The organism is Methanobrevibacter sp. (assembly GCF_036307625.1).
In the GTDB taxonomy this organism is placed as follows: Archaea; Methanobacteriota; Methanobacteria; order Methanobacteriales; family Methanobacteriaceae; genus Methanocatella.
The window spans coordinates 1-24,540 of record NZ_JAXJXF010000138.1 but is presented as its reverse complement, the minus strand read 5'-3'; the positions used below and the strand labels follow the sequence as shown (position 1 = coordinate 24,540).

Here is a 24,540-nt window from a genome sequence, read left to right as displayed (position 1 = left end):
TTTCAAGAGACTCGATTTTTTCAAGCAGCTCTTGATTCTGTTTTTTGTAATGATTATAACTGTTGCTTTTGGACAACACTTTTTCCCTAAAACTCACAGAAATTCACCGTTATTTCATATTTAAAATTGCTTCATAAACTCTTTTACAGTTATTTTTGTCATTATATTTATAAAAACTATCTACTCTCTTTTCGTATTCAACTTTCATTCGACAGTCATTTTCAAGATATTCCTTGATTTGATTGATTAAGTCATTTTCATTTTCTATAACTTCGCCGAATCCCATGGTCTTGTATTTGAAATAGCCTTCCTCGAAGTTATAGTCATCATCTGCTTGATAGTAAATGACTGGTTTTTTCATATATGAAAAATCGAAAGCTATTGAGGAATAATCTGTTATCAATATGTCTGAATCCTTAAATAACTCCTGATATGTAGTTTTTTCATCAATTTTGACATATTCGTTCGTGTCAAATAAATCGATGTAACCGTAAACCATCGGGTGTGGCTTAAAGATTATTTTATAATTGTGTTTTTCAGCTATTTCAATCAATTTTTTGTTGTTAATTAATGAATTCAGTGTTTTGAAGTATTCTGACGCCATGATATATTTCACGGTCATGTTGTGAAGTTCGCTTCTCCAGGAAGGTGCAATTAAAATTTGTTTTTTGGTTTTCTGGTCTGTTTTCAGATTATCGAATCTTGGAAAACCTAAGGTCTGGATAACTTTTTCATCATAATTATATCCTGGGTCCATGAATGATTCTTTTTCAGCATCAGAAACGGTTGTAATCAACTTGACATTTTTGTCTGATTTTTTAAGCCATGATGAAACGTTGTCCTTGGTAACTCCATGCTGCAGGAAAATCTTGTCTGAATTAATCAGCCCTGAGTAGGATGTGACATTTTTTCCCATAAATGGATTTAGAATGTTTTCATCGGGGTGTGATGAGATGATTTTTTCTGCAAACAGATAAGTCAGTCTTTGCTTTATTGAGTAGAACTCCAAAACATTTTGAAGTTTTGATAAGCGTGTGAAATCTCCAAATTCATCAGAAACAGTGAAATACTTTTTGATGTTGTCTTTTTGGGTGATTGCATATTTGTATAGGTGTTCTGCATTGTCATCGGCATTTTCCTGTCTGTCCTGAAAAAGCCATATTCTTTTGTTTCTGTAAAATGGGTACATGAACAGGTATAAAAATCTGAAAAGTAAAATTGAAGTGTAATAGGCTTCTTTTCTTTTGAATACTTTAAGTAAAATTGGAAGCTCTGATTTAATCATTTTCAGGTAATTGTAATTGGAGATGTGGAATTTATTGTCCTCAAATTTCATGAAATGGTTTTTTTCTATGCTGTAGTTGCTCAATTGCGATAATCTTGCATGGTCTGCAAAATCAATTTTCAATGCCCATTTTGTGTTTTCATTGGAATTTTTGCCGGTAAATCTTGCATAAATTTCAATTGTGCAGGTTTCTTTGTTTTCTAATGGAATTTCTCCGTCAAAATTAAACTGGGATTCCAGAGAACAGTTCAGAAATTTTTTGGAATTGTTGTTGTAGTAGACTTTTTTTGTCGAGTATGCAGTATTGTTTTTGTTGATTTCTATTTTTAGTTCATCGTCGCTGAAAAATGACATCAGAAATCCTGAGACATAAAGTGTGTTGTTTTTAATTTCAATGATGTCCAGCCAAAGTTTGTGAATGTCAAGCCGGTCAACCAATGTGTTTTCCACATATGTTCCTGCAATTTCACCATTGAAATTTGAATGGATATTCTCATAAGTTACAACTTTGTTTAAATCGACATTAACCTTCGCATATTTTGTAGCTAACATGTGGTGGCGTATGTTTACTACATCGTTTCTTAAAGATAATATGATATCGTCTTCAACATAATGTAAGATATTTTGGATAGCTATATAAACTTCTTTAATTTCTTCATTTGTTAATATTTCTGAGACATCCTCAACCCTAAGCATCCACTGGAGGTCATAGATTATTAGATACTGGATGAATTTTGGAACTTGGCTGTATTTTTCAATAGAATAATCAATTAACTCTTTGAAATATCTGTTTAATCGGTCAAGATAAAATTCCTTTTTGGAATGTGCTGTATCGATTGTTGATGAGTCATTTGTTCTTTTTCGATACCAGTATATTGCTTCGCTAACAACGCCGTAAGTTGGATTGTCTATTAACATTTTATTAATCATCAATGAATCTTCTGAGTTTACAAAATCGGTTTTGAAATTGTATTTATCAAACAATTCTCTTTTAAAAAAAGCGGAACTTGATGAAAGTTGGGGATAGTCCCAATTTTCATTCAAATCAATAACTTTGTCTTCTTCAAATTTATAATTCAAAGGATGTTGGCCCACAGCTTTGTCAAAGAAAAATATTGGGGTTGCAACAATATCGATGGGCTTTTTTGTAAAGAAATCATAAACGCTATAAAATGTGTTTCCGCTGAATTTATCGTCTGAATCCAGAAAATTGATGTATTTTCCGTTTGCATATTCCAATCCTAAGTTACGTGCAGCACCTTGGCCCTGATTTTCCTGATATAAATAAAGTATATTGTCAGGATATTGGCGTTGATATTTGAGGCAAACTTCTTTTGTGCTGTCTGTACTGCCGTCATCAACTAAAATCAACTGGATATTGCTTCCAAAAGAAAAGCTTTGCCCGATTAACGATTGTATTGTTTCATCTAAGTACTTCTCACAGTTGTAGCATGCCATAACAACAGAAAATACTTTGTCTTGATCTAATTTTACAAATTCTTCGTAATCTTTAGATTGGATTATCTTATTGACTCTCAGTTCAACGTCAGATTCCAGATTGTTCTTGATTTCTTCATCTTTTAGGACTTCTGTTAAGTCATCTTTTAATAAATTGAAGAATTTTTCCTTGTATCTTTCTGAAGTCTGGGTAAATCTGGCTAGTTGCAGATGTATTAGTCGGTTGTTTAAAAGAAATTTATAATCTTCATAGTTATTGGTTTTTCTAAAGGTTTCTCGGATTTGCTTTGATATTTCTATGATGTCTGTGTAGTCATTTTCTTTTTCTATATCTACGGTAGAACCCTTTCTGTTGATTCTGTAGTAGTAGAGAAATTCATCAACAATTGAAACTTTATTGGCTCTTAGGTATGTGTCATAAAAGAACTTTTCGTCTTCAAAAATAAGTCCTTCTGGGAATAAAATGTTGTTTTCTTTTAAAAGTGTGGTCTTGTATATCTTGTTGTATGGGGTAACTGCAATGTTGCATGTGAATTCTTTGGTGTCTTTGTGGTTGAATATGTCTTTTTCAAAATCCCTGAAAACACCAAGCATATAGTACCATACATTATCCTTGATTTCTTCTGTTTGGTTGTTGTATGTTGCAATCTTGCACATTGCAATGTCTAGGTTGTTGTTTTTTGCTTTAGTGTAGAGTTTTTCCATCATTGTTGGCTCTATGAAATCATCTGAGTCGACAAATGCAATGTATTCTCCTTGGGCTTCTTTGATTCCTAAGTTCCTTGCAGTTGCTTGGCCACCATTTTCTTTGGTGATGATTTTAATTCTTTTGTCTTTTTTTGAGTATTCTTTTAGAATATCTGGTGAATTATCAGTTGATCCGTCATCAATGCAGATTATTTCCATGTTTTTGAGTGTTTGACTTGTGACGCTGTCTAAACATTCTTTTAGATAGTTTTCAACATTGTAAACTGGGATTATTACTGATATTTTGCTCATTAAAACAACCTGTTTAATTTAAATTATTAAAAACTTTTTATTTAATTAATATAACCTTTAATTGAAATGATATAAAAAAATTATTGAAAATTAATTTTGTTTGTTAAACAAATTAAAAATGCAGTCTTTCAAAAGTAAATATTTATTATATAGAAAAATATAAATTTTAAATAACAAATCAAAGTTTTGATTTGTGATACAACCTACATTCATGTCATTGTTGTTTTAAACCTTTGACATGAATTTTAATATTATTTGAATATAATATTGCTTTTAAGGATTGTTTACATTAACAATCCTTAATATCTCCTAAATTTTTTTAACTTAAAAAATTGAGAATCTGTTTTTACGTTTGTTTCTGACAAATAACTTTTGAATAAACTCTAATCTTTCTTCAACGCTCAATTCTTTTAGGATTTTATCAATTTGGTTTAAATTTAGGGTTTCTCTGTTAACAAATTCATAAATAAAAACATCACTTTTATAATCTTGGATATTAAGTGAATCTTCGGCAGTATGATAACCTAAAAACTCTTTTGTAAAGAATACATTTTGTTTTTCTATCCTTACAGGATTTCCAACAACCAAAGAGTTTGAATGGATTCTTGCATTGTGAGGAACAAAAGAATAATTGTCGACAATGGCGCCTGAACCTATTTTAACACCTCTTGAGATATATGCCAAATGCCCAATCCAAACGTGGTCTCCTATAAAGACACTTTGGGCATGATTAATTCTTTGTTTTGTCTGGTTATCATAAATCGGATGAATATCGGCGGTTCTTATATTTACTCCGCTTGAAAGGCTGCACTCTGCACCTATGATAACATTTTGGCTTTCTTGGATGTTTATATTAATCGGGTTTGATAGGTTTCCTTCCCTGCCAATGAAAAATGTGGAATTATTGTAGATTACTAATGTAAATGAATATTGGGAGTTCATAGCTGATGAAAGATAAACTATTGAGTTATTTCCTTCAAATAAAATTTGAGCACCAATAATTTTCACATTGCCTTCACAATATAAAACGTTATTACTTCCTTTAAATGATATTGTTGAGTTGGTAATTTCAGGATTTCCTTGAATCCTGTTTTTCTCTAAATTTGCAATATCTGCTTGTGATTTAACAGTTTCCATAAAATCAACTTATTTATTGAGTGCTTCTAAAATTGAATCTAGTTTGCTTTCAAGACTATTTACTCTATTTTCTAACTCTTGTGTATTTTCACTTGAAGTTCCACCAGCTTTGTGCGCAACCAAACATGCATCATACCATGGTTTAGCTTCTTCTCTGTTGTCTACAGAAGCATGAACAACTTCTAAATCGACATATTTTGCCATTGCTTTCATACCTTCTTCATGGAATCTGTAGCAGTTTGGCATGTTTCCACCATGTTTTGGACCAGCTGATGGAGCAATGATGCAGACATATCCTCCAGGTCTTAAAACCCTTTCGATTTGAGACATTGTAAGCCAGAAGAATTCGAGGTGTTCGAAAATTTGTCCTGAAATTACAACATCATAAGTGTTGTCTTCGACTTCAAACCAGTTGTAGATATCTGTAACTACAATGTCTACATTGTTTCCTGCCTGAAAGTCTAATCCGGTATATGTCCAGTTTTCTTCATCAAAAATATCTGAATAATTGTAATCTCCTTTACCATCTAGGGATCCAACATCAAGAACATCTAATTTGATTGATTTGTTTAAATATGTATTTTTAAACCATTCCATTTTTTCATGTGAATTTTTATGCATAAAAAAATCTCCTTTGAATTATATATCTAATTTATTAATATTTAAACATTAACAATTAATACAATGTCAATAGTTAAATTTAGTTAGGATTTGCCTCGGATTTTTTTTTAAATAATTTTATGATTTTTGATTTTTAATAACTTCCTATAATTATTAAGTTATTCTTTTTTTTTGCTTGTTTTTTTAGTGATTATATTTTGATTTATATAACCGTAAGATAAATTTGAATAAATTAAAACTAGATAATTATTAATATTATTGTGTTTATAATTTAAATAAATAAGAAATTACCAAAATCTGAATTAGGATTTTATAATTAATATATAAAACTCAATTCATTTATTAAAAATAAAAAATTGTGGATAGTATGGTTAAGGTTTCTGTTGTTATTCCAGTATATAATGTTGAGGAATTTTTAGAACCTTGCTTGGATAGCATAGTTAATCAAACATTGGATGATATTGAAATAATTTGTGTTAATGATGGTTCTTCAGATAAATCATTGGATATTTTAAATTCTTATGCTAAAAATGATGACCGTTTTACTGTGATTTCTCAAGAAAATAAGGGTCATGCTGTGGCAACAAATAGGGGAATGGGTCTTGCAAAGGGTAAATATTTGTATTTGATGGATTCAGATGATTTATTGGATTTAACTGCACTTGAAAAGACTTTTAATCATGCAGAAAAAACACAAGCAGATCTTGTTTTGTTTCAATCATGTAATTATGATAATGATGAAGATAAACATTATAAAACTGTACTGTATAGTATGGATGAAGTGGCTGATTTTATTGGTGAATCAACGGTTAATTATAAGGATTTGGGAGATTTGATTTTCATAATGGCCGTTACTCCTTGGTGTAAGCTGTACAACAATCAATTTGTAATGGAATGTGGTGCAAAATTTCCTGAAGGGTTAGTATTTGATGACAATATTTTTCATTGGGAAGTTATTTTTAATGCAGAACGTATTGCATTTTACAAGGAATATCTTTTTACAAGACGATGGCATGGTTCTTCATCAACAAAGGCAGGTGACCAACATTTTTTAGATTCAATAGATATTCAAAATTTAATCATCGAAACATTTAAAAAATATGGAATGTTTGAAAAAAGCAAAGGAAGGCTTTACAATCAAAAAATCAGGACTGGATATTATAGGTTTGACCATATAAAACCCGAATTCAGGAAAATGTATTTTGATAAATTCAAAAATGAATTGCAAAGAATTGTTTCCGAAGGTCTATATGATGAGTATATGAAGTGTTTGAATGATAGTAACAGGAAAATATTTGATTCATTCTTGCATTCAGAAACTCCTGATGAAGTAAAACTTAAAATGGATAATTATGAATTTAGTATTTTATTAAATAAGATTAATGAGGAAAAAGAAAATTTACTTAATGAATTATTTTTGTTAAAAACAGAAAATTTCAATGTATCTAATTTAAAATCCCATGTTAAGCTTAATTATGAATTGTCAATGGTTAAGGAAAAAAATAGGATATTAACTATTCAAAATAGGCGTTTGCAAAAAAGCATCTTATCGCTTAAAAAAGGAACGAATAAAACAAAAAAATCCAAGGGTCTAAATTTGAGAAAATTATTAAAAAAATCTTAAAGTTATAGTAATGTGGGGTTTAATCCCATTCAAAAATGAAAAAAGGATTTCATTATCCTTTATTTCAATATGCTTACCAATTTTAAAGCTTCATCAATAACCTGCCACATATCAAAGTATCTATACATTCCTAAACGTCCACCAAATAATACTTTATCTTCTTTTTTAGAGAGTTCTACATATTTATTGAACAATTCAGAATTTTTTTCATCGTTCATTGGATAATATGCCTCTTCTCCTTTTATCCAGGATTTAGGATACTCTTTTGTAATGATAGTTTTTGGTGAATCGGACTCTTCAAAATGTTTATGTTCAATAATACGAGTGTATGGAATTTCAGCTTCTGTGTAGTTGATTACAGCATTTCCCTGATAGTTTTCCATATCCAATGTTTCAAATTCAAATTTAAGCCCTCTGTATTCAAGCTCACCATAACAGTAATCATAATATTCATCAATCATTCCTGTAAAGATGATTTTATCAGCAATATCTAGCCATTTTTGTTTGTCATCAAAAAAGTCAGTATTTAATTTAACTTCAATGCCATCCAACATTTTTTCAACAATTTTGGTATATCCTCCAATTGGAATTCCTTGGTATAAATCATTGAAATAGTTATTATCAAAAGTAAATCTGACAGGTAATCTTTTAATGATGAATGATGGAAGATCTTCACATTTTCTACCCCATTGCTTTTCGGTGTATCCTTTAACAAGTTTTTCATAGATGTCTTTTCCAATCAATGATATTGCCTGTTCTTCAAGGTTTTTAGGGTTTTCAATTTTTGCTTCAGCTTTTTGCTCTTCGATTTTCGCTTTGGCTTCTTGAGGTGTTTTGACACCCCACATCTGATAAAATGTGTTCATGTTGAAAGGTAAGTTATATAGTTCCCCTTTGTAGTTGGCTACTGGAGAGTTTGTAAATCGGTTAAAATCTGCAAACTGGTTGATATATTGCCAAACTTCTTTGTTGTTAGTGTGGAAGATGTGTGCTCCGTATTTGTGGACATTAATGTTTTCGCTGAGTTCGGTATATGCATTTCCAGCAATATGGTCTCTTTTTTCAATAACTAAACATTTTTTACCTGATTTGGTCATTTCATGTGCAAAAACTGCACCAAAAAGACCTGCACCAACTATTAAATAATCATATTTCATTTAATTTTCTCCGTTGTAATTAATAAATTATTTATTTTATTGTAGATTGTTTTCTTTAATTGAGTTATTGATATAATCGATTAGGATATTAAAATTGTATTTTAGATTTTCTTCATTTCCATTTAATGCATCTATCAATGATGCTAATTCTGGGAAATAATCGTTTATAGTTTTAAATTCAATTTTCAAATCAATTATTTCATTATCTTCGCATTTTTGTGAAAATATGTGTTGTAGGTTATGCCACAATAAAAAGTCTTTAGAAAACTCTAATTTGTTGTTGACTTTGAAATTATTGTAACAAATATGTACTGGATATCGTTTTTCCCGGTATCTGTAATCTGGTCCCTTAAAAGCGACTGAAAAATTTCCCTTTTGTAAGCATCTAATTTTTAAGTGTATAGGATATTTTGATGAAACTACACAACCTGTTCCTTGTTGATCTTTAAACCATTGTGGGAAGTCTGTGATTATGTTTTCATCCTTTTCGATAATTTCTATGGAATTATTTTCAGTTCCAATGTTTTTCACGTCTAGTCTACATGTATTCCAGTTTTCAAAATAAAAATTTATTTCATGGATAAATTGGGAATAGGGAATGTTTTTATTCTCATAACTGTAAAATATTTTAGTTATGAGCTCTTTAAATGTATTTAACATTTCTGATTCTATTGGATTGTAATTGAAATTATCGTTGCGTATTTTTATGATGTTGTCTATAAAATTTAGTGTTTCACTTTTAGACAGCATATAATGCTTCAATCCTTTCCCAACAAAATGTAGGTTAATATTGTTATTCTGTCTGTTATAATAATAAGGCAGAGAATCAAATCTGTTTAAAAAATTTCTATTTTGGCTGTCCCAATCTCTTTGGTCAGTGCAGTCTAAAATGATATATGAATTTGGAATTACTTTTTTGGTATTTATTAAATCCATGATGTCTAAACGATAGGAATATTGCAATATATCTTCATCACTCATTCCTTTAAAACAATATTTTTTCAATTCATCCCAATACCACCAGGTAAATAAATTTAATTGGGGTGAATCTGCAATGGAGGTTGAATTTTCAATTAATGTGGATAATACTATTGACATAAATCCTCCCATGGAACTTCCATAGAAAAATAAATTTCCATATTTTGGTATTTTCATTGCATCATAATCAAAGATGTTATCTGACAATTTTTTGATTATTTCAGCAATATTCTCTAAATGCCAATTGTCTGGAGTACCAATACCCCATCCTCCATTAATTTCTTCATAATCATATACCGTTGGATCATTATAGTATATTACATTGTGTTTTATATCCTTAAACCAGGATTGTCTTTCAAAATATGGTCTATTTTTAAATTTTTCTTTTTGTTGGGGGCTTAAAAAACTTGAACCTAATATAACTAAGTTTGTATCAAATTCAACCAAATGTATAATGAATTCATATTTGCAATTTTTATAATCTATAACTAATCCTGTTTTTTCATTAATATTTAATTTTAGATTATTTAACTCATCAAAATTTATAGAAATTAAATTATTTACAATATCTTTCATTTTAACATACCTTTAGTCTTTTCTCATCCATCTAGTATATTTCCAACTCTTAGATGCTAGAATATAGTCATATATTTCACGATTTTCCCAGTATTCTTCTCTTAAACGATTATTTTCATCATTTAATCTTTGGTTTTCTGATTCTAATTCAGTTAATTCGTTTTTAAGTTTGTTTTCCAAAGCTGTATTTTCTTCAATTGCTTTTTTAGATTCTTTACTTAATTTTTCTTTTCTGGATTCCGCATCATTGACTCTTCGTTTTATGTCATTATATCTTGCCCTTAACTCTTCGACTCTTGAAAAATTAGCAATGTCCATATATTCCTCATATGAATCTGATTTTAAAATAGCATTGTACTTAATTAGGTTATCACTATCTGAAAATCTATTCGCATTCAAATCAAGGAATCTTAAATCCCTATAATCAAGATTATTAAATTCCTCTTTTGTTTTTGTGAAATATTCGTTGGCATATGAATAGTCTAGTCCCACATGCTCTGATTTGGATCCGTAATATTGGGAATAATCTAGGGCAATATCGTTATTAGCATATAAATCTCTATTTCTAGGGTCATTATAACTATAGCAGCCAATATAACGGACTGAATCTAAGGCAGATGAGATTTGGTTAATTTTGTAAATATCGAAATATGTTTTTAAATCATCATAAAGTGATTTTTCTTTTAAAAATTCTTCAATATCATCGCAGATATTAAAAATGTTTAATGGATTTGCATTATATTCAGGCATCCTAGAAGAATAGAAGATATTGTCTTTTGTAAGGTAGTTTACAGAAAATTTATCTAGAATTGATATTTTTGATGCACTTAAAATTGCTTTTATCTGTAAAACAGAAATTTCTCCAATAATGTCATCTTTACCAAATAAATCATTTAATAATGCTTTTTTATATATTGCACATCCTTTTTCAAATGATGAGGTAAATATGTGTGGGATGATTTTTTCCCATCCTGTTGTATAATATAGGTAATTTTGATTGCCTAAGATGTTTCTGAAGTTTATTTCACGATTTTTATTAGCTCCACCTTTGACCACATTACACAAGCAGACATCAGAACCTTCAACAAGTGTTCTTTCAAGCATATCTTCAAATAGATTATTTTCAAAAACGTATGTGTCATCACAGAAAAAGATATAATCTCCTTCAGCATAGTCAAATGCCTTTTTTCTTAGGCTTATCATGTCTTCATTATCATTTTCAATGAATTTGACCCAAGGTTCATCTTTAAGCAAATGTTTAACATATTCAAATTTGCCATCGTCAAATCCATCAATTAAAATCAATTCAAAATCATTCATTTTTTGTCCGATTAGTGAATTGACTGTTTTTTCAAAGAATTTCTCTGAATTGTGAACATCCATAATTACAGAAATTTCAGGCCAGTCAATCATTTCATTAACTTCAGGAACATGTCTGAATTTCAAGAAAATATAATCTTCTAATCTTCTTAAGAAATCTGGCATGTCTTTGAAGATATCTCTTATGCTTTCTATTGCATCCACAATACTGTCATCATCTATTCTGCTACAGAATAAAATTATTTTCACGAAATATTCAGTTCTGCGTCTGTAGAATTTCGGAATGTCCAAATAATCAATGACTTGTCTATAGTGGAGTAACTGATCATATAATTTACGAGGATTGCTGGCTTTTGCAGTATCGCTGTTATAAACATATGCATATAAATCTGTAGCGGCAACATAAACTTTATCCACTTTAGTCAATGCTTCTGCTAAAAATACTGGGTCTTGTCCTCTTAATAAATCTGGGAAATAAATGTTGTTTTCAACTAAAAAGTCTCTTTTGAAAATATTTTTGTAAAATGACCATGGAATACCGTATTGTTCTGGTAATATTACATCATTTTGTTGATAATATGGGAAAGGCCCCCATGGCTTGAATTCTCCCTGGTTGTCTACATCGTGTTTAATATTGGCAGTAACCATGTCTGCATTATTCAGATTTCCTATATCATACATTTTTTCCAATGCGTCAACATCTATGAAAAAGTCATCAGCATCCAAAAATGCAATGTATTCTCCTTGAGCTTCATTGATTCCATAATTTCTTGCTTTTCCAGAACCTGAATTTTCCTGTGTTAATACATTAACAAAATCGTATTTTTTTTCATATTCCTTAAGTATCTTTAATGAATTGTCTGTTGAACCGTCATCGATAAATACAATTTCGAAATTTTCTAGTGTTTGTTTTAATAAACTGGCCATTGACCTTTCAAGGAATTCTTCTCCATTAAACACAGGCATTATGACAGAAACTGGATATTTGCTTTCACGTTCAGTATATGAAAATGATTTTTCTTTTTTATTTTTTATTTCTTCAATGTTTACTTTTGGTTTTGGAGTAACAGTTTCTATTTTTGGCTTTTTAGCTATTGAAACTTTATTGATGGTTAATAATTCTTCCTCTTCTTTTAATTTTTTCTCAAGTTGTGACTTCTGGTAATTTGTTTCGTTATACTGTGTTCTAAAATAAGCCACATTTGTATGCAGGAATTTATTTTCTTTAAATAAAAGTTCATAATCTTTATCAGTAAGTTTTTCGGGTTTTTCAAACCTTGCCAGGAATAATGGTGAGATGTATTTTAAATAAATCTTTTGGAAATTGAATTTCAATTTTTTCATGACGATGTTTTCATCAACTTTTTGCATAACTTCATGAATTTTAGCGCATGTTTCATAATCCAGATTTTCATCGGAATTGTCATTATTCTCCAAAATGATTTCAACATATCTGAATAATCGATTATAGAATTTTACAAGGACATTTTCATCTTTGAAGTTGTACTTGTCAAGGATATTGAACATGTCCAATACTCTTTGCATAGGCATTGAAAAATCACTGAATTGATTTGAAGAAGAATTGGGATTTGACACTCTATAGTAATAAAATGCTTGATGAGTATAGACAATAGATTTAGCTGCAATTGCTGTTTCATAGAAAAATGGATTGTCCACCCAACCGCCAGCAGGTGCTTCCACCATTTTAATCTTATTTTCTTCCAAAAAGCTTCTTTTATATATTCCTGACCATACTGAAGGATGACCATCAACAAAAAGAGGTTCTTCTTTAAGTGTGAATTGTTTATTATTAGGTAAATCTGCTTTGGAATTGTCTATATCTGTTTTAATGTTGTTTTTATCCCAGTCATCATAATGATAAAATGTTGATTTGATGAGATCTACTTTTCCATTATCTGATAAACTGTATAATGCCTCAAGCATATTTTCATCAATAAAGTCATCGGTTTCAATAATGCTGATATATTCTCCTTTTGCTCTCTCAAGACCCATATTTACCTGATGACCATAACTTTTTTCATTAGAGTTTAATATGGTGATTCTTGAGTCTTTTTTGGCATGTTTTTTTAGAATATCCAAGGTGTCATCAGTTGAACCAGCATCAATGCAAATAATTTCGATTTCTTTTAGTGTCTGATTGGTTACACTTGAAATACACTCATCAATATACTCCCCAACATTTAATGAAGGCATTATAACTGAAACTTTTATATTATTCTTCATCATATCCCTCTTTATCTTTAAATACCTTATTAACACTTCTCAGTGGCTTTGTAATTTTCCAGCTTTTTGATTCAAGATGCTTTTTATTAACATTCTTTAGGTTTTCAACAGTTCCGACTAATTCCTCATTTCTTTCAGCTAACTGCCTGTTTTCTTCGATAATCTTATTTTTTTGATTAGTTAATTCTTCTATATTGAATGAATTTTTTTTACCATCAATTGATTTGATAGTTTTTTCTAATTCCCTGTTTTCAGCTTCCAAATCATAAATTTCAACTAAATAATCCAGTTCTTTTGCAGTTTTTGCTTTTAATATTGATTCTAATAGAAATTTATTTCTTGGAAGCATTATTGATTGTAAGTATTCGTAAAATTCATTGTCACGAACCCAAAATTTGAAATTTTTCTGCATTTCATCGAAGAATGTTTCTTTAAATTCTGGTTTAATTTGTTGGAAACGTAAAAAAGTTAAAGAAACTTTCCTATTAAAGCTTCTGCTTTCAAATCGTTCGGTCATATAATCATACTTTTCAAAAACATCGATAATCATGGTATTAATGGCAATGGAATCGGTAAATCTCAAATCACCCGCCATTGTTGAAGATGTTTCATACCAACGTCTGTAAAACAAATGTTCTCTTAAAAAATAAATTCTTTCAGCTTGTAATAAAACTTCCCAGAAAAAGACATTGTCTTCAAATATTAATCCTTCAGCAAATCTGATGTGTGAATTTTCAATAAATTCTCTGTTGTATAATTTGGTCCATGGAGTCACGGCAACTTCAAAGGACATTTCTCCAATATCGTCAATTGAAAAAACATTTTCCCCCACAAAATCCGCAAGTTTATTCATGCTGTAATTTTCAGCTTCATAAAATTCATCTTTTTCATCATCATAGTTTATTGCCTGGAATAATACGAAATCCACATTTTTTTCTTCAGCAGCGTTATATGTTAACTCTAATGCGTTTAACTTTAAGCTGTCATCGGAATCCATTAAAAAAAGGTATTTTCCGGTTGCCTGATCCATCCCTACATTGGTAGCAACCGCATGACCTCCGTTTTCTTGGTCAATAACAATTATTCTATCATCCTTTTTTGCATATTCATTTAGGATTTCTAATGAATTGTCTTTAGAACCATCATTAACGCAGATTATTTCTAAATCTGTGAATGTTTGGTTAACAATGCTGTCCAAACATTCTTCTAAATAATCTTCAACATTATAAATTGGAATTACTACAGAAATTTCTACCATTTTATCACATTTTTTGAAAAAATTTTTAATTTAAATATTATATGTGTACTTAATTCAATTTCAAAATTAAAGTGTAATCTATAAAATTCTTGAATTATCTTTGTTTATAATATATTTAGTTTATATATTATGTATTTTATATATGTTGTTAAAAAATAATAATTAATATTAAAAAAACCTTCCTTAATTATTCTAAAGAAGGTGTGTTTTAAGATTTTATTTAAAAGTACTTTGATGGTCAAATGGTTTCCAAGTTACATGAATTGTAATCTCTTCACCATTTTTCACATTCTTGCTGTAAACATAAGGTTTGTCATGCCAAGTTAAGATATTCTCTTTTAATATTTTTGCACCATTCACTGTAAATTCAGAATAATCAATATAGACTGGGAATCTATTTCTATTTTTATCCCTCACGTCTTTACCTTTAAGGTTGATATCAAGTTTACCGTCTTTAACACATTTGAATTTTAAATCCATTGAATTGCTTTTACTTTCAACTATTAAAGCCCCTCCAGTTTCAGGTTTAATCCAAGCAGGTTTTTTATGAATGGAGTTTTCATCTGAACAACTAATAAATTCAATATCATTGTTGGCACCATTGTTGATAATGTCGATTCTAGCAGTGTTATATATTAATAATTTTTCTATTATTTCATTATCAATTTGACCATAATTGTTTCCAGTTTCAATAAAATGATTTAACCAGTCATACCAGTCTTCATCTGCATTAAATTTGCTTATTTCAATATCATTCAATACCTTCATTATTATAAATGCAGGACATGCAAATTGAAGCGGAACATATTTCATTGTTTTAATTCTTGTTGCGAATTTATTATAAAGTTCTGGAGAGTAGTATATTTCAAATTGCTTTCTAAATGCTTTTGAGAAAAATATCTCTTTTAAATTTTCATCGATTTCACGAACGCTAATTTGGCTGTGTGATTTGTCTCTGGTTGTATTTTTTAGTTCACTTGAAGCCAATTCATATCCGTTAAATGTAAATGGATATTTCTCATTAAATTTTTTCGCATATTCTATTGTTTCTTTTTTAATTTCTGATGTTCCATTGAAATCAAAGTCTAAAAGTTTAGGACAATATCTTAAATATATTATAGCAATTAATAAATTTTTATCGATATGGATTCCGTCATGCCTTTTAATTTTATTTATTTCAGGGTCGGTAAGTGGACTTATACTGAATTCATTAGTTAGATATTTTTCTATAGTGCCTCTTCCAAAGTGATATGTGTGAATGGTTTCTCTAGAAATTCCATAGTCAACATTTTCATCATTGTAAGTTCCATAAAAATCCTTTTTGATGTGATTTACATTGTAATCAATAATCTTTTTGGTGGATTCTACTAATTCTGGTGAAAAAGATTCTGCAAGTTCAATATATTCATGAAGCGGCATTACATGACTGTAATCTCTGATATTTTCCCCACCATATCCAGTTATGGAGTAGCATGGGTTTACATTTTTGAAATATTTATAGAATAATTGATGATGGATTCCTAATTTGATATTTGCAGATAGTTTAAGTGATGTTTCTTTTTCTTCAAAATAGTAACGATTTAAATTAAATGGGCTTAAATCATTTAGTCTAAAATTGAATTCTTTTGCTATTTTGGAAGCTATTTGATAATCTTCCTTATGTGTATATACTTCGTCTTTAATTGAGCGTATATGAATTTCATTTAAATTAATATTTGATGCTAACAATAATGAAAAAGTTATCCTGGAGTCAAATCCTCCGGTTAAATCAGCGGTAATGTTATTTGTTTGTTTTTTAAGATTTCGGAATAATGAAGTCCATCTATAAAACCAATTATCTATAATGTCAAAGGCTTCCTGTGAATCCAAATCTACAGTTTTTTCTTTATAGTCAATAATTTCGTATGAAATTTTTTCTGAAACAGTATCTATTTTTATCACGTAGTTTCTTGGAAGGATTTCAATTTCATTCACTAATGTTTGTTTATAGATGTAAGAACTATAATTGTATGCTAAAAGTGTATTGGCGGCATCTTTATTAAAAGAAATGGCATATCTTTGTTTTACATAATCTAATAGTTTAACAAATGAGTTTGATATGCAGAAAACATCTTCATTTTTATACACGTAAAGTCCAAAACTTCCATTGGCATCTTGTTTGATGATGATTTCACCGTATCTCTGGTCTATATTAATATATGCTCCTAAACCTGAAAGATTAACTGTATTGTTGAAGTTGTCTCTTGTATAAAAATTACCTTCATCAATTAAATATCCATAAAATTCACTTTCTACTTCATTTAAATTATTGGAATCAATTATAAAAAATTCATCTGCATATAATTCATCATATTCGCTCATTTTTACACCAGTATATAACTTTATATTAATATTTTAATTTTTATATTAAAAACTATTTAGGTTTTACTCTTGGCAATGTTTTCAATATTTATTTTTCAAAACTATTTGTTAAAATATAAAATAAGTTATTATTTGATAATGTTGAGTTAGAAATGTATGCATCTCTAATATGGCATCCATTCAACATATACTGTAATTTTTTGTTTATCTTTAACAGCAGATTTATAGATAAACGGGATGTCGTGGTTGGCAATGGTATTTTCATTTAAAATATTTTCATTGTTAATTAATAATTTGGTATAATTGATGTAAATTGGAACTCGTTGATTGTTTAATCTATGGTCATTTGATCGAAGGTAAATTTGGAGTTCACCATCTCCTTCTATTATAATGTCAAATTTTAAGAAATTTTTTTGACTATTTATGATTAATCCTTTTCCTTGGGGATTTTTAAACCAATCCGGATAATAATATTCTAAATTAAAATCAGAACAATTTTCAATTTTAACATTATTTTGTTTTTGATTTTCATTGCTTAAATTATAATTTATAATATCTATTCTGGATGTATTATAATTATTTAATTTTAATTCAATTTCATCTTTTATAATACCTTTTTTTGGTTCTTCATGGTCTATATTATTAATGTCAAATTTTTTCATAGTAAATGAGTTAATCAGATTTTCCCTTTGTTTTAATCGAAAGTTAGAGCTGTCAAAATCATGTTTATTATTGTTTATGATTTCTAACAATTGTTGATTTTTTTCAAGGTAATATTTTTCTTCAAAATGAATTGGATGTAATCCAAATACATGATTTTTATTTGCTAATGTATTAGAATTAAATTTCAACACATCAACATCAAAATTTTCTAAAATATACTTATCAAATAAGTTTAAAAATGGATTAATTTTATGGGCTAATTTTTCAAACTCGACATTTTTTGAAATATTGCCTTCATTGTCGATATAGTTGTAAACTAATCTAGAACAATTGAGAATGATTTTTGTTTTATTGCAGTTATTCTCAACAAAGTTAAAAAATTTATTGCAGGATTCTCTCCATAATGAGTAATATTCTTGAAAATTATTAAAAATATTAATATATTTATTGTTTTTTACAAAATCATAAAAATCAGTATTTTTTAAACGAAGTGTGGATGTTATGAATTGATTGTCTGTAAATATGATTACTCCATTTGTCACATCAAAGAAATTGTCTATTATTATATAATCTACCACATTCTTTTCAATAAATTCTAAGAAATTATTTGTCAAATCATCAGTTACACAAAGATTGTCATAAATTTCATTTGAATTTATAAGGTTTTCATCATATTCTATTGGTTTTGACATTAAACTTATTAATGTGGATGATTCAACGGACTTGTTTATTTTAAAATATTTTTTATAATCTTTATTTATAACACTATAAAATATGTTTCTTGATGCACAGGATCCAAAGGTTGAAAAAGATGTAATTTCATTCATTTAATCACTGGAATTTTAATGTTTGTTATTTATATTTGAAATTAATTTCTTTTAAAAGACTGATATTTCTCTCGAAGGCTACTAAAACATCATCATATCTGGATAAAGCATCAAAAAATCCATGATTATAAATAGTTTTTGGAACTTTCATAAAGTCATCACCATACTCCTGTCTAAGGAAATCTTTCGGTTTATTTGGACAAGGATAATATCGGTCTTCAAATTTTATTTGACTGAGTGGAAATACATTTCCATGACTAATCTCGTTGTAAGTAAAATGTTCAATGCCCAAAATCATTGTGTCTGTTTGATTATTTGTAACATTAAATAATTTGAAATATTTTTCCAAAGCGACCTCTCTGTCAATGCCTGTCTTTAACTCATCAATGAATTTATAATGTTCATTATAAAAAATAGATTTCACATGGTCATAATCATCAATTACCTTGTCAATGTAGTCATATGGAAATATATCTACAAAACCGAATAATCTTCCGTTATCGAAATATTCCAGTTTGATAAATGATAATAATGAATTGTTAGGACCTTTTTTATTTAAATTCACTTGAATTAAATTTTCAAGATTATTTTCTTTAAGTTCATTATGGATTATTTTAAAGAATTCATCGTAATCTGATCTCATCATGGAAATGTCATAGTCATCGTCCCATGGGATATTTCCACCATGTCTGACAGCACCTAATAAAACTCCAAAATCTAACCACCATTGTAAACCATATTTTTTACAGACATTGCCGATAAAGTCAAGTAGTTGATTGTTGAGCTCACGGGAATATTTTGCTATTGCTGTCGGTTCTAATTTGTTGAATTTAAATATATTATTGAAAAGTAGATTATAAGAGTCTAAAACTTTAGCGGTGTCATTTTTATAACTATTAAATTCATTAATTAGATTATTGTAATTTTTTGCTAAATTTAAATAGATTTTATATAATTCCTTATTATCGAAATATGGGAATAAATCAAGTTTTTCTTGGATAATATAATCTTCAAATTGATTGTAAATTTCATTGATGTCCTCAAAGCTATTGAATTCATAAGTTAAGTTATTTTGAAATTCAGAAAGTTTTGGAAAATAGTCAAAAATGGTTTTAAATTCTACTTTAATTTTTATTTTTTCATTGTTTTGGCATAGATTTGCATATGTATAGGAGTTGTCATGCCAGGTTAAGTGATTATCATTAAAGATGGGTAAATCATTGTAGATTAGTTGTTTGTAGTCAATATAAATTGGAAGTCTTGTAGTGGGATTGTTTCTATAATCAATACCTTTTAAATTCAATTCTATTTGTCCGGATTCATTGCATTCAATATCTAAATTCAATATTTTATTTTCAGATTCAATAATGCATCCATTTCCATTATCAAACCAAGCAGGATATTTAATATTAGTATTAATTTCTTCATTTAAGACTTTAAGTGATGCTGTTTCCCCTTTATTTCTTAAATCTATTCTACAGGTTTTCCATGCATTAAAATATCTATTAATATAATATTCAAATCTCTGGATATCATATTTTCCTTTGAAATATTCATAAAAAATTTTGCATGTTTCATCATAAAATGTTCCAATCATTTTTAATTTGAATGTATCAAGTTGGTTTGTACTAATCATATCATATCACACTATATTTTCTTTGTTTGATAATTAATTTTTGAATAAATTCTAATCTGTTCTCAACAATTAATCTTTTAGGATTTCATTGGGTCATGTTCAAAATTTCTTTATTATGAAATCTGCATATAAAAACATCAATTTTATAATTTTTAGAATTTGGCTAATTTTTAGCTCAGAGATGGCCTAAAATATTTACTGGAAAAAATATTTTCCTATTCATTTTGAACATGAATTTCAAAAATCAATAAATTTGATTTTATTTTATATGGGGAAAAATAAGAATTTTTAAACCATTTATTTTTTTCATGTGAATTTTTATTCAGGTAATCTCTCTAAGACATTTATTGATTTATTTGCAATATAAATTATTATTTTAAAAATATTTAAATCATGTTGTTAATAATTATATATTAGTAATTACTAAATAAATTTATATAATTTGAAATGTTGATTTTATGAATTCAATTAAAAAAAATGATATATTTTTATTGGAAGAAATTGTGAAAAAAAATTTTTCATCAAAATATAAGGATTCTGTTTTAGGAGTGCTGTGGACAATTTTAAGTCCGTTATTGATGATGGCTTTGTTTACAATTATATTTTCTACACTTTTTGGGAGAAATATAGATAATTATGCTGTTTATTTCTTATGTGGATGGTGTTTATTTACTTTTTTTAGTTCTTCTATATCTGTTTCTATGGATGCGCTAAAAGGGAATAAATCCATTTTACAAAGAACTCCTGCTCCAAAATATATTTTTGTTTTAGGAGGTATTTTATCTGAATTTTTAAATTATTTAATAATGTTAATTCTTCTAGTAGTTATAATGTTTATTACACATGCTACATTTCATTTCCCTCTCATATTTTGTTCAATTATTCCAATTATTTTACTATTTATCATGATTGTTGGTTTGAGTTTGATGTTATCCATAGCCTGTGTGTATTATACTGATATTAAACATTTATGGAGAGTTGTATCAATGATGCTGATGTATGCTTCTGCGATTTTTTATCCCATGGATATTATTCCAGAACCTTTTAGAGGATATATGCTGTTGAATCCGTTATATTGGGCTATTGATCAATTTAGGTGCTTTGTTTATCAGGGAATTGTTCCAAATGGAATTAATTTAATAAATTTCTTATTGTTGTCTTTGATAATACTAATTTGTGGTATTATTGTATTTGAAAAATATGAGGACAAAGTTGTTACCAAGTTTTAGAGGTGTTTCATGAATCAAAAAAATAATAATTTGGAATTTGATAAATTAACCAATAAAAATTCCAATGATACTCAAAGGAGTGTTGCTATAAAAAAGATAATGGATAAATATGGGTTATCATTTCAAGAAGCCAATAAAATTTTGATTCATCTTGAACAAAAAGAAACAGAGAAAAATATTTCTAAAGGAAGTTTAAAAAAACAGGTTAATAATTCTAATGTTCAGGTATCTAAACCGGTTTCAAATCTTAAAAATGATGCAAATGATAAAATAGGTTTAGAACGAGAAAATGTTAATTTGTCCGAGGAACAAAAAGATAGTAATAATCAAGCAGATGTAATTCATAAAAATAATAATGTTAATGAAAAAAAAGTTGATGACCTCCTTGAGGATATTATACCGGATTATAATAAGCAGGTTTCAATAATTGTTGACCATGCAGATTTAACTTTTGAAGTTCAAACTGAAAAAATTGACACATTAAAAGAAACATTTGTCCGTACTTTAAAACGAGATAAATCTAAAAAAATAAAAATTCATGCTATAAATGATGTTTCCTTTAAAATCTATAAAGGTGAAAAGGTAGGCATTATTGGTTACAATGGTGCAGGTAAATCTACTTTACTAAATTTAATTACAGGAATTTATCATCCGGATAAAGGAAGTGTAACTACCTATGGTAATATTTCACCATTGTTGTCATTAGGTGCAGGTTTTGACCAAAACTTTTCTGGAAGGAAAAATATAATTTTAAATGGTGCTGTTTTAGGATATGATAAGGAGTACCTTGAATCTAAAGTTGATGAAATAATAGAATTTTCGGAACTTGGTGAATATATAGATATTCCAATTAAAAATTATTCATCCGGTATGCTTGCGAAATTAGGGTTTTCTATTGCTACTGCAGTAAATCCGGATATTTTAATTATTGATGAAATTTTAGGTGTTGGGGATGTTAATTTCCAGAAAAAAAGTGCTGATAAAATGAAATCATTAATGGATGGGGGAACCACAGTTTTATTAGTTTCTCATTCTATTCCTCAAATTCGAGAATTGTGTGATAAAGCTATTTGGATTGATAATGGAAAATTAAGAGAAATTGGTGAAGTAAATAAAGTTTGCGACCATTATCTTAAGGATTCTGAAAAAGCAAATAATGAACAATTAGCTAATATTCAATTTAGATGATTTTTTTTTTATTATTGCATTAATTTTCAAATTATTGTTAAGTAAACTCAATTTATTAAAACATATTTAAATAATTTTTCTAGATTAAATTAAATTTGTAAATCTTTAATATATTATATGATTTTAACTAATCTGTACCATATTAAAAAATCTATTTCATTAATCTTCCCATATTGGTTTTTTATAACCTAATTCTTTAGCTAAATTGGGTTCCCATTGGTTTTTCCTATACATAATGTCATATTCGTCTTTTTTTGTTTTTCTTAAGTTATTTGTAGCAACTTGATGTTTATGATATACATATGCATGAGGGGCTTGATAAATTTTTAGTTTTAAAAAATGTCTTACAAAGTCCGAAAGTATCCTATCTGATCGATAATGCCTCCCTAATTCAGAATCTAATCCTAATGTTTTATTATAAATATCTCTTTTTATATAAGTGCAGAAAAAGGGCATGAAATTTAGTTCTAATAACTCCCCATCATGAAATAATGGTATATTAATGATATTATGATGTATTTTGGATGGTGTTGTATCACACTCAAAATTATTGTATGCATAAGGAACATTTTCTGAAATTGAGTTTGTTCCTTCAAATAGTATTTCATGAGGTCCAATTAAACCACAGTCTGGAAGTGTGTATGCGTAATTTTGTAAATGTTCAATTGAACCTTCAGTTAATATTGCATCATTATTTAATAGCAAAATATCAGAATTCTTATTTGAAATATTAATTCCTTGATTAATAGCATAACTAAATCCATAATTAATATTATTTAAAATTAAGTCTATTTTTCCTTCGGATTTCATATTTAATAAATATTTTTTAACATTTTCGCTAGAATTATTATCAACAACTATTATGTCAATTAAATCCTGAGACTTTGATGAAAAAATGGAGTCAATGCATAGTTTAAGTTCATTTATTGATTCGTAATTTGGTATTATAATGCTTATTTTTTTATTAAGGGGTGGGTATTCTTTTAGTGGAATTTTATTTTTGTCTAAAATTTTTTTTGAAATATCCCAGTAATTATAAGTATTTTTATTTTGATTATTATAATTTTTTGTAAGTATTATTGGAATTGAATACATTTTAAAATTATTACTAATTTTTAATATAAAATCCCAATCATTTAAAGTTGTTAAGCTTTCATCAAATTCAGTAATTTTATTTATAATACTGGCTCTATGACAAAAACAACTTAAATTGATATAATTGCGATTATGTAATAATGGTTTATTGTATGTTGCAAAACATGCCGCACAAGGTTTAGAATCAAAATTTTCATATAAATATTGTCCGGAATATAGTGCATCTGCATCATGTAATTTTATGAATGCACCAACCATGGTTTCCATGTATTTATAATCCCATTTATTATTCGAATCTAAATACATAACAATATTTCCAGTAATATTTTTTAAACCCTCATTGTAAGCATGAGCAGTGTTGATGTTTTCATCAAGGGGGATAATTTGAATTCTATTATCATCCAATTGTTCAATTAATTCATGAGTACTATTATCATTTTTATTGGTGATGAGCATTAACTCAAAATTTGTGTAACTTTGATTCAAAACGGATTCTACAGTTTTGCACATGTTATTGTGATTATTTAATATTGGAAATATTACTGATACTAAAGGTATATTTTGACTTCTTGAAGCAATGTTTCTTAAATATTTTCCTAAATGGTCCATAAAAGCGAAAATTCGTTTATCTTCATATGCAAATGGTGTTTTAATAACGGGTGAGATATATGATTTGGCCAGAAATTCTTGGAAATTGATAAATTCTCGAGGGTTATTTAATTTATTATTCTGAATAGTTTGTTTTAGTGATGAAATTTCATTAATGTCATTTTGGTTTATTTCTTTGAGTGTGTTGATTTCTTTTGTGGATTTTTGGTTTATTTCTTTGAGTGTGTTGATTTCTTTTGTGGATTTTTGGTTTATTTCTTTGAGTGTGTTGATTT

14 protein-coding genes are annotated in these 24,540 nt (G+C 28.0%); 3 read left to right on the top strand and 11 right to left on the bottom strand.

What is annotated here, in order from left to right; translation table 11 throughout:
• Positions 1–109: 109 nt before the first annotated feature.
• The 3 genes from UIB65_RS08930 to UIB65_RS08920 all read right to left on the bottom strand — a co-directional run bounded on the left by UIB65_RS08930 (position 110) and on the right by UIB65_RS08920 (position 5,500).
• Positions 110–3,742 (bottom strand): glycosyltransferase, encoded by a 3,633-nt coding sequence (locus UIB65_RS08930; protein WP_330041038.1) that lies wholly within the window; start codon positions 3,740–3,742, stop codon positions 110–112.
• Between the two features lie 324 nt (positions 3,743–4,066).
• On the bottom strand, positions 4,067–4,879 hold the full coding sequence (locus UIB65_RS08925; protein ID WP_330041036.1) for an acetyltransferase: 813 nt from the start codon (positions 4,877–4,879) through the stop codon (positions 4,067–4,069).
• A 9-nt stretch (positions 4,880–4,888) separates the two neighbouring features.
• Positions 4,889–5,500, bottom strand: a complete 612-nt coding sequence (locus tag UIB65_RS08920; RefSeq protein WP_330041034.1) for a methyltransferase domain-containing protein — start codon at positions 5,498–5,500, stop codon at positions 4,889–4,891.
• Positions 5,501–5,867: 367 nt separating this feature from the next.
• Here UIB65_RS08920 and UIB65_RS08915 point away from each other — a divergent pair, with 367 nt between their 5' ends.
• A complete protein-coding gene (locus tag UIB65_RS08915) occupies positions 5,868–7,124 on the top strand; it encodes a glycosyltransferase (protein WP_330041033.1) in 1,257 nt (418 codons plus the stop codon).
• A 59-nt stretch (positions 7,125–7,183) separates the two neighbouring features.
• On the opposite strand, the gene glf is transcribed toward UIB65_RS08915, so the two are convergent.
• The 7 genes from glf to UIB65_RS08880 all read right to left on the bottom strand — a co-directional run bounded on the left by glf (position 7,184) and on the right by UIB65_RS08880 (position 20,144).
• Positions 7,184–8,281 carry a UDP-galactopyranose mutase gene (gene glf / locus UIB65_RS08910; protein ID WP_330041031.1) on the bottom strand — a complete coding sequence of 366 codons (1,098 nt, stop codon included), beginning with the start codon at positions 8,279–8,281 and terminating at the stop codon, positions 7,184–7,186.
• Positions 8,282–8,317: 36 nt separating this feature from the next.
• Positions 8,318–9,835 carry a hypothetical protein gene (locus tag UIB65_RS08905; RefSeq protein ID WP_330041029.1) on the bottom strand — a complete coding sequence of 506 codons (1,518 nt, stop codon included), beginning with the start codon at positions 9,833–9,835 and terminating at the stop codon, positions 8,318–8,320.
• 12 nt (positions 9,836–9,847) lie between these two features.
• Positions 9,848–13,399, bottom strand: a complete 3,552-nt coding sequence (locus UIB65_RS08900) for a glycosyltransferase (RefSeq protein ID WP_330041028.1) — start codon at positions 13,397–13,399, stop codon at positions 9,848–9,850.
• Positions 13,389–14,657, bottom strand: coding sequence for a glycosyltransferase (locus UIB65_RS08895; protein ID WP_330041026.1), 1,269 nt, complete (start codon positions 14,655–14,657; stop codon positions 13,389–13,391). The genes UIB65_RS08900 and UIB65_RS08895 overlap by 11 nt, the downstream gene beginning before the upstream one ends.
• A 216-nt stretch (positions 14,658–14,873) precedes the next feature.
• Entirely contained in the window at positions 14,874–17,018 is a 2,145-nt protein-coding gene (locus UIB65_RS08890) for a hypothetical protein (protein ID WP_330041025.1), read from the bottom strand.
• A 164-nt stretch (positions 17,019–17,182) separates the two neighbouring features.
• On the bottom strand, positions 17,183–18,508 hold the full coding sequence (locus tag UIB65_RS08885) for a DUF6270 domain-containing protein (protein WP_330041024.1): 1,326 nt from the start codon (positions 18,506–18,508) through the stop codon (positions 17,183–17,185).
• A 25-nt stretch (positions 18,509–18,533) separates the two neighbouring features.
• Entirely contained in the window at positions 18,534–20,144 is a 1,611-nt protein-coding gene (locus UIB65_RS08880; RefSeq protein WP_330041023.1) for a LicD family protein, read from the bottom strand.
• Between the two features lie 458 nt (positions 20,145–20,602).
• Here UIB65_RS08880 and UIB65_RS08875 point away from each other — a divergent pair, with 458 nt between their 5' ends.
• Entirely contained in the window at positions 20,603–21,373 is a 771-nt protein-coding gene (locus UIB65_RS08875; protein ID WP_330041022.1) for an ABC transporter permease, read from the top strand.
• Between the two features lie 30 nt (positions 21,374–21,403).
• Positions 21,404–22,561, top strand: a complete 1,158-nt coding sequence (locus UIB65_RS08870) for an ABC transporter ATP-binding protein (RefSeq protein ID WP_330041019.1) — start codon at positions 21,404–21,406, stop codon at positions 22,559–22,561.
• A 159-nt stretch (positions 22,562–22,720) separates the two neighbouring features.
• On the opposite strand, the gene UIB65_RS08865 is transcribed toward UIB65_RS08870, so the two are convergent.
• Positions 22,721–24,540: glycosyltransferase (locus UIB65_RS08865; protein WP_330041018.1), on the bottom strand; the 1,820-nt coding region annotated here is incomplete at its 5' end.

Excerpts from the sequence above, each read along its gene's own strand:
- UIB65_RS08930 (WP_330041038.1), bottom strand. The coding sequence starts at position 3,742 with ATGAGCAAAATATCAGTAATAATCCCAGTTTACAATGTTGAAAACTAT.
- UIB65_RS08925 (WP_330041036.1), bottom strand. The coding sequence starts at position 4,879 with ATGGAAACTGTTAAATCACAAGCAGATATTGCAAATTTAGAGAAAAAC.
- UIB65_RS08920 (WP_330041034.1), bottom strand. The coding sequence starts at position 5,500 with ATGCATAAAAATTCACATGAAAAAATGGAATGGTTTAAAAATACATAT.
- UIB65_RS08915 (WP_330041033.1), top strand. The coding sequence starts at position 5,868 with ATGGTTAAGGTTTCTGTTGTTATTCCAGTATATAATGTTGAGGAATTT.
- glf (WP_330041031.1), bottom strand. The coding sequence starts at position 8,281 with ATGAAATATGATTATTTAATAGTTGGTGCAGGTCTTTTTGGTGCAGTT.
- UIB65_RS08905 (WP_330041029.1), bottom strand. The coding sequence starts at position 9,835 with ATGAAAGATATTGTAAATAATTTAATTTCTATAAATTTTGATGAGTTA.
- UIB65_RS08900 (WP_330041028.1), bottom strand. The coding sequence starts at position 13,399 with ATGAAGAATAATATAAAAGTTTCAGTTATAATGCCTTCATTAAATGTT.
- UIB65_RS08895 (WP_330041026.1), bottom strand. The coding sequence starts at position 14,657 with ATGGTAGAAATTTCTGTAGTAATTCCAATTTATAATGTTGAAGATTAT.
- UIB65_RS08890 (WP_330041025.1), bottom strand. The coding sequence starts at position 17,018 with ATGAGCGAATATGATGAATTATATGCAGATGAATTTTTTATAATTGAT.
- UIB65_RS08885 (WP_330041024.1), bottom strand. The coding sequence starts at position 18,508 with ATGAATGAAATTACATCTTTTTCAACCTTTGGATCCTGTGCATCAAGA.
- UIB65_RS08880 (WP_330041023.1), bottom strand. The coding sequence starts at position 20,144 with ATGATTAGTACAAACCAACTTGATACATTCAAATTAAAAATGATTGGA.
- UIB65_RS08875 (WP_330041022.1), top strand. The coding sequence starts at position 20,603 with ATGAATTCAATTAAAAAAAATGATATATTTTTATTGGAAGAAATTGTG.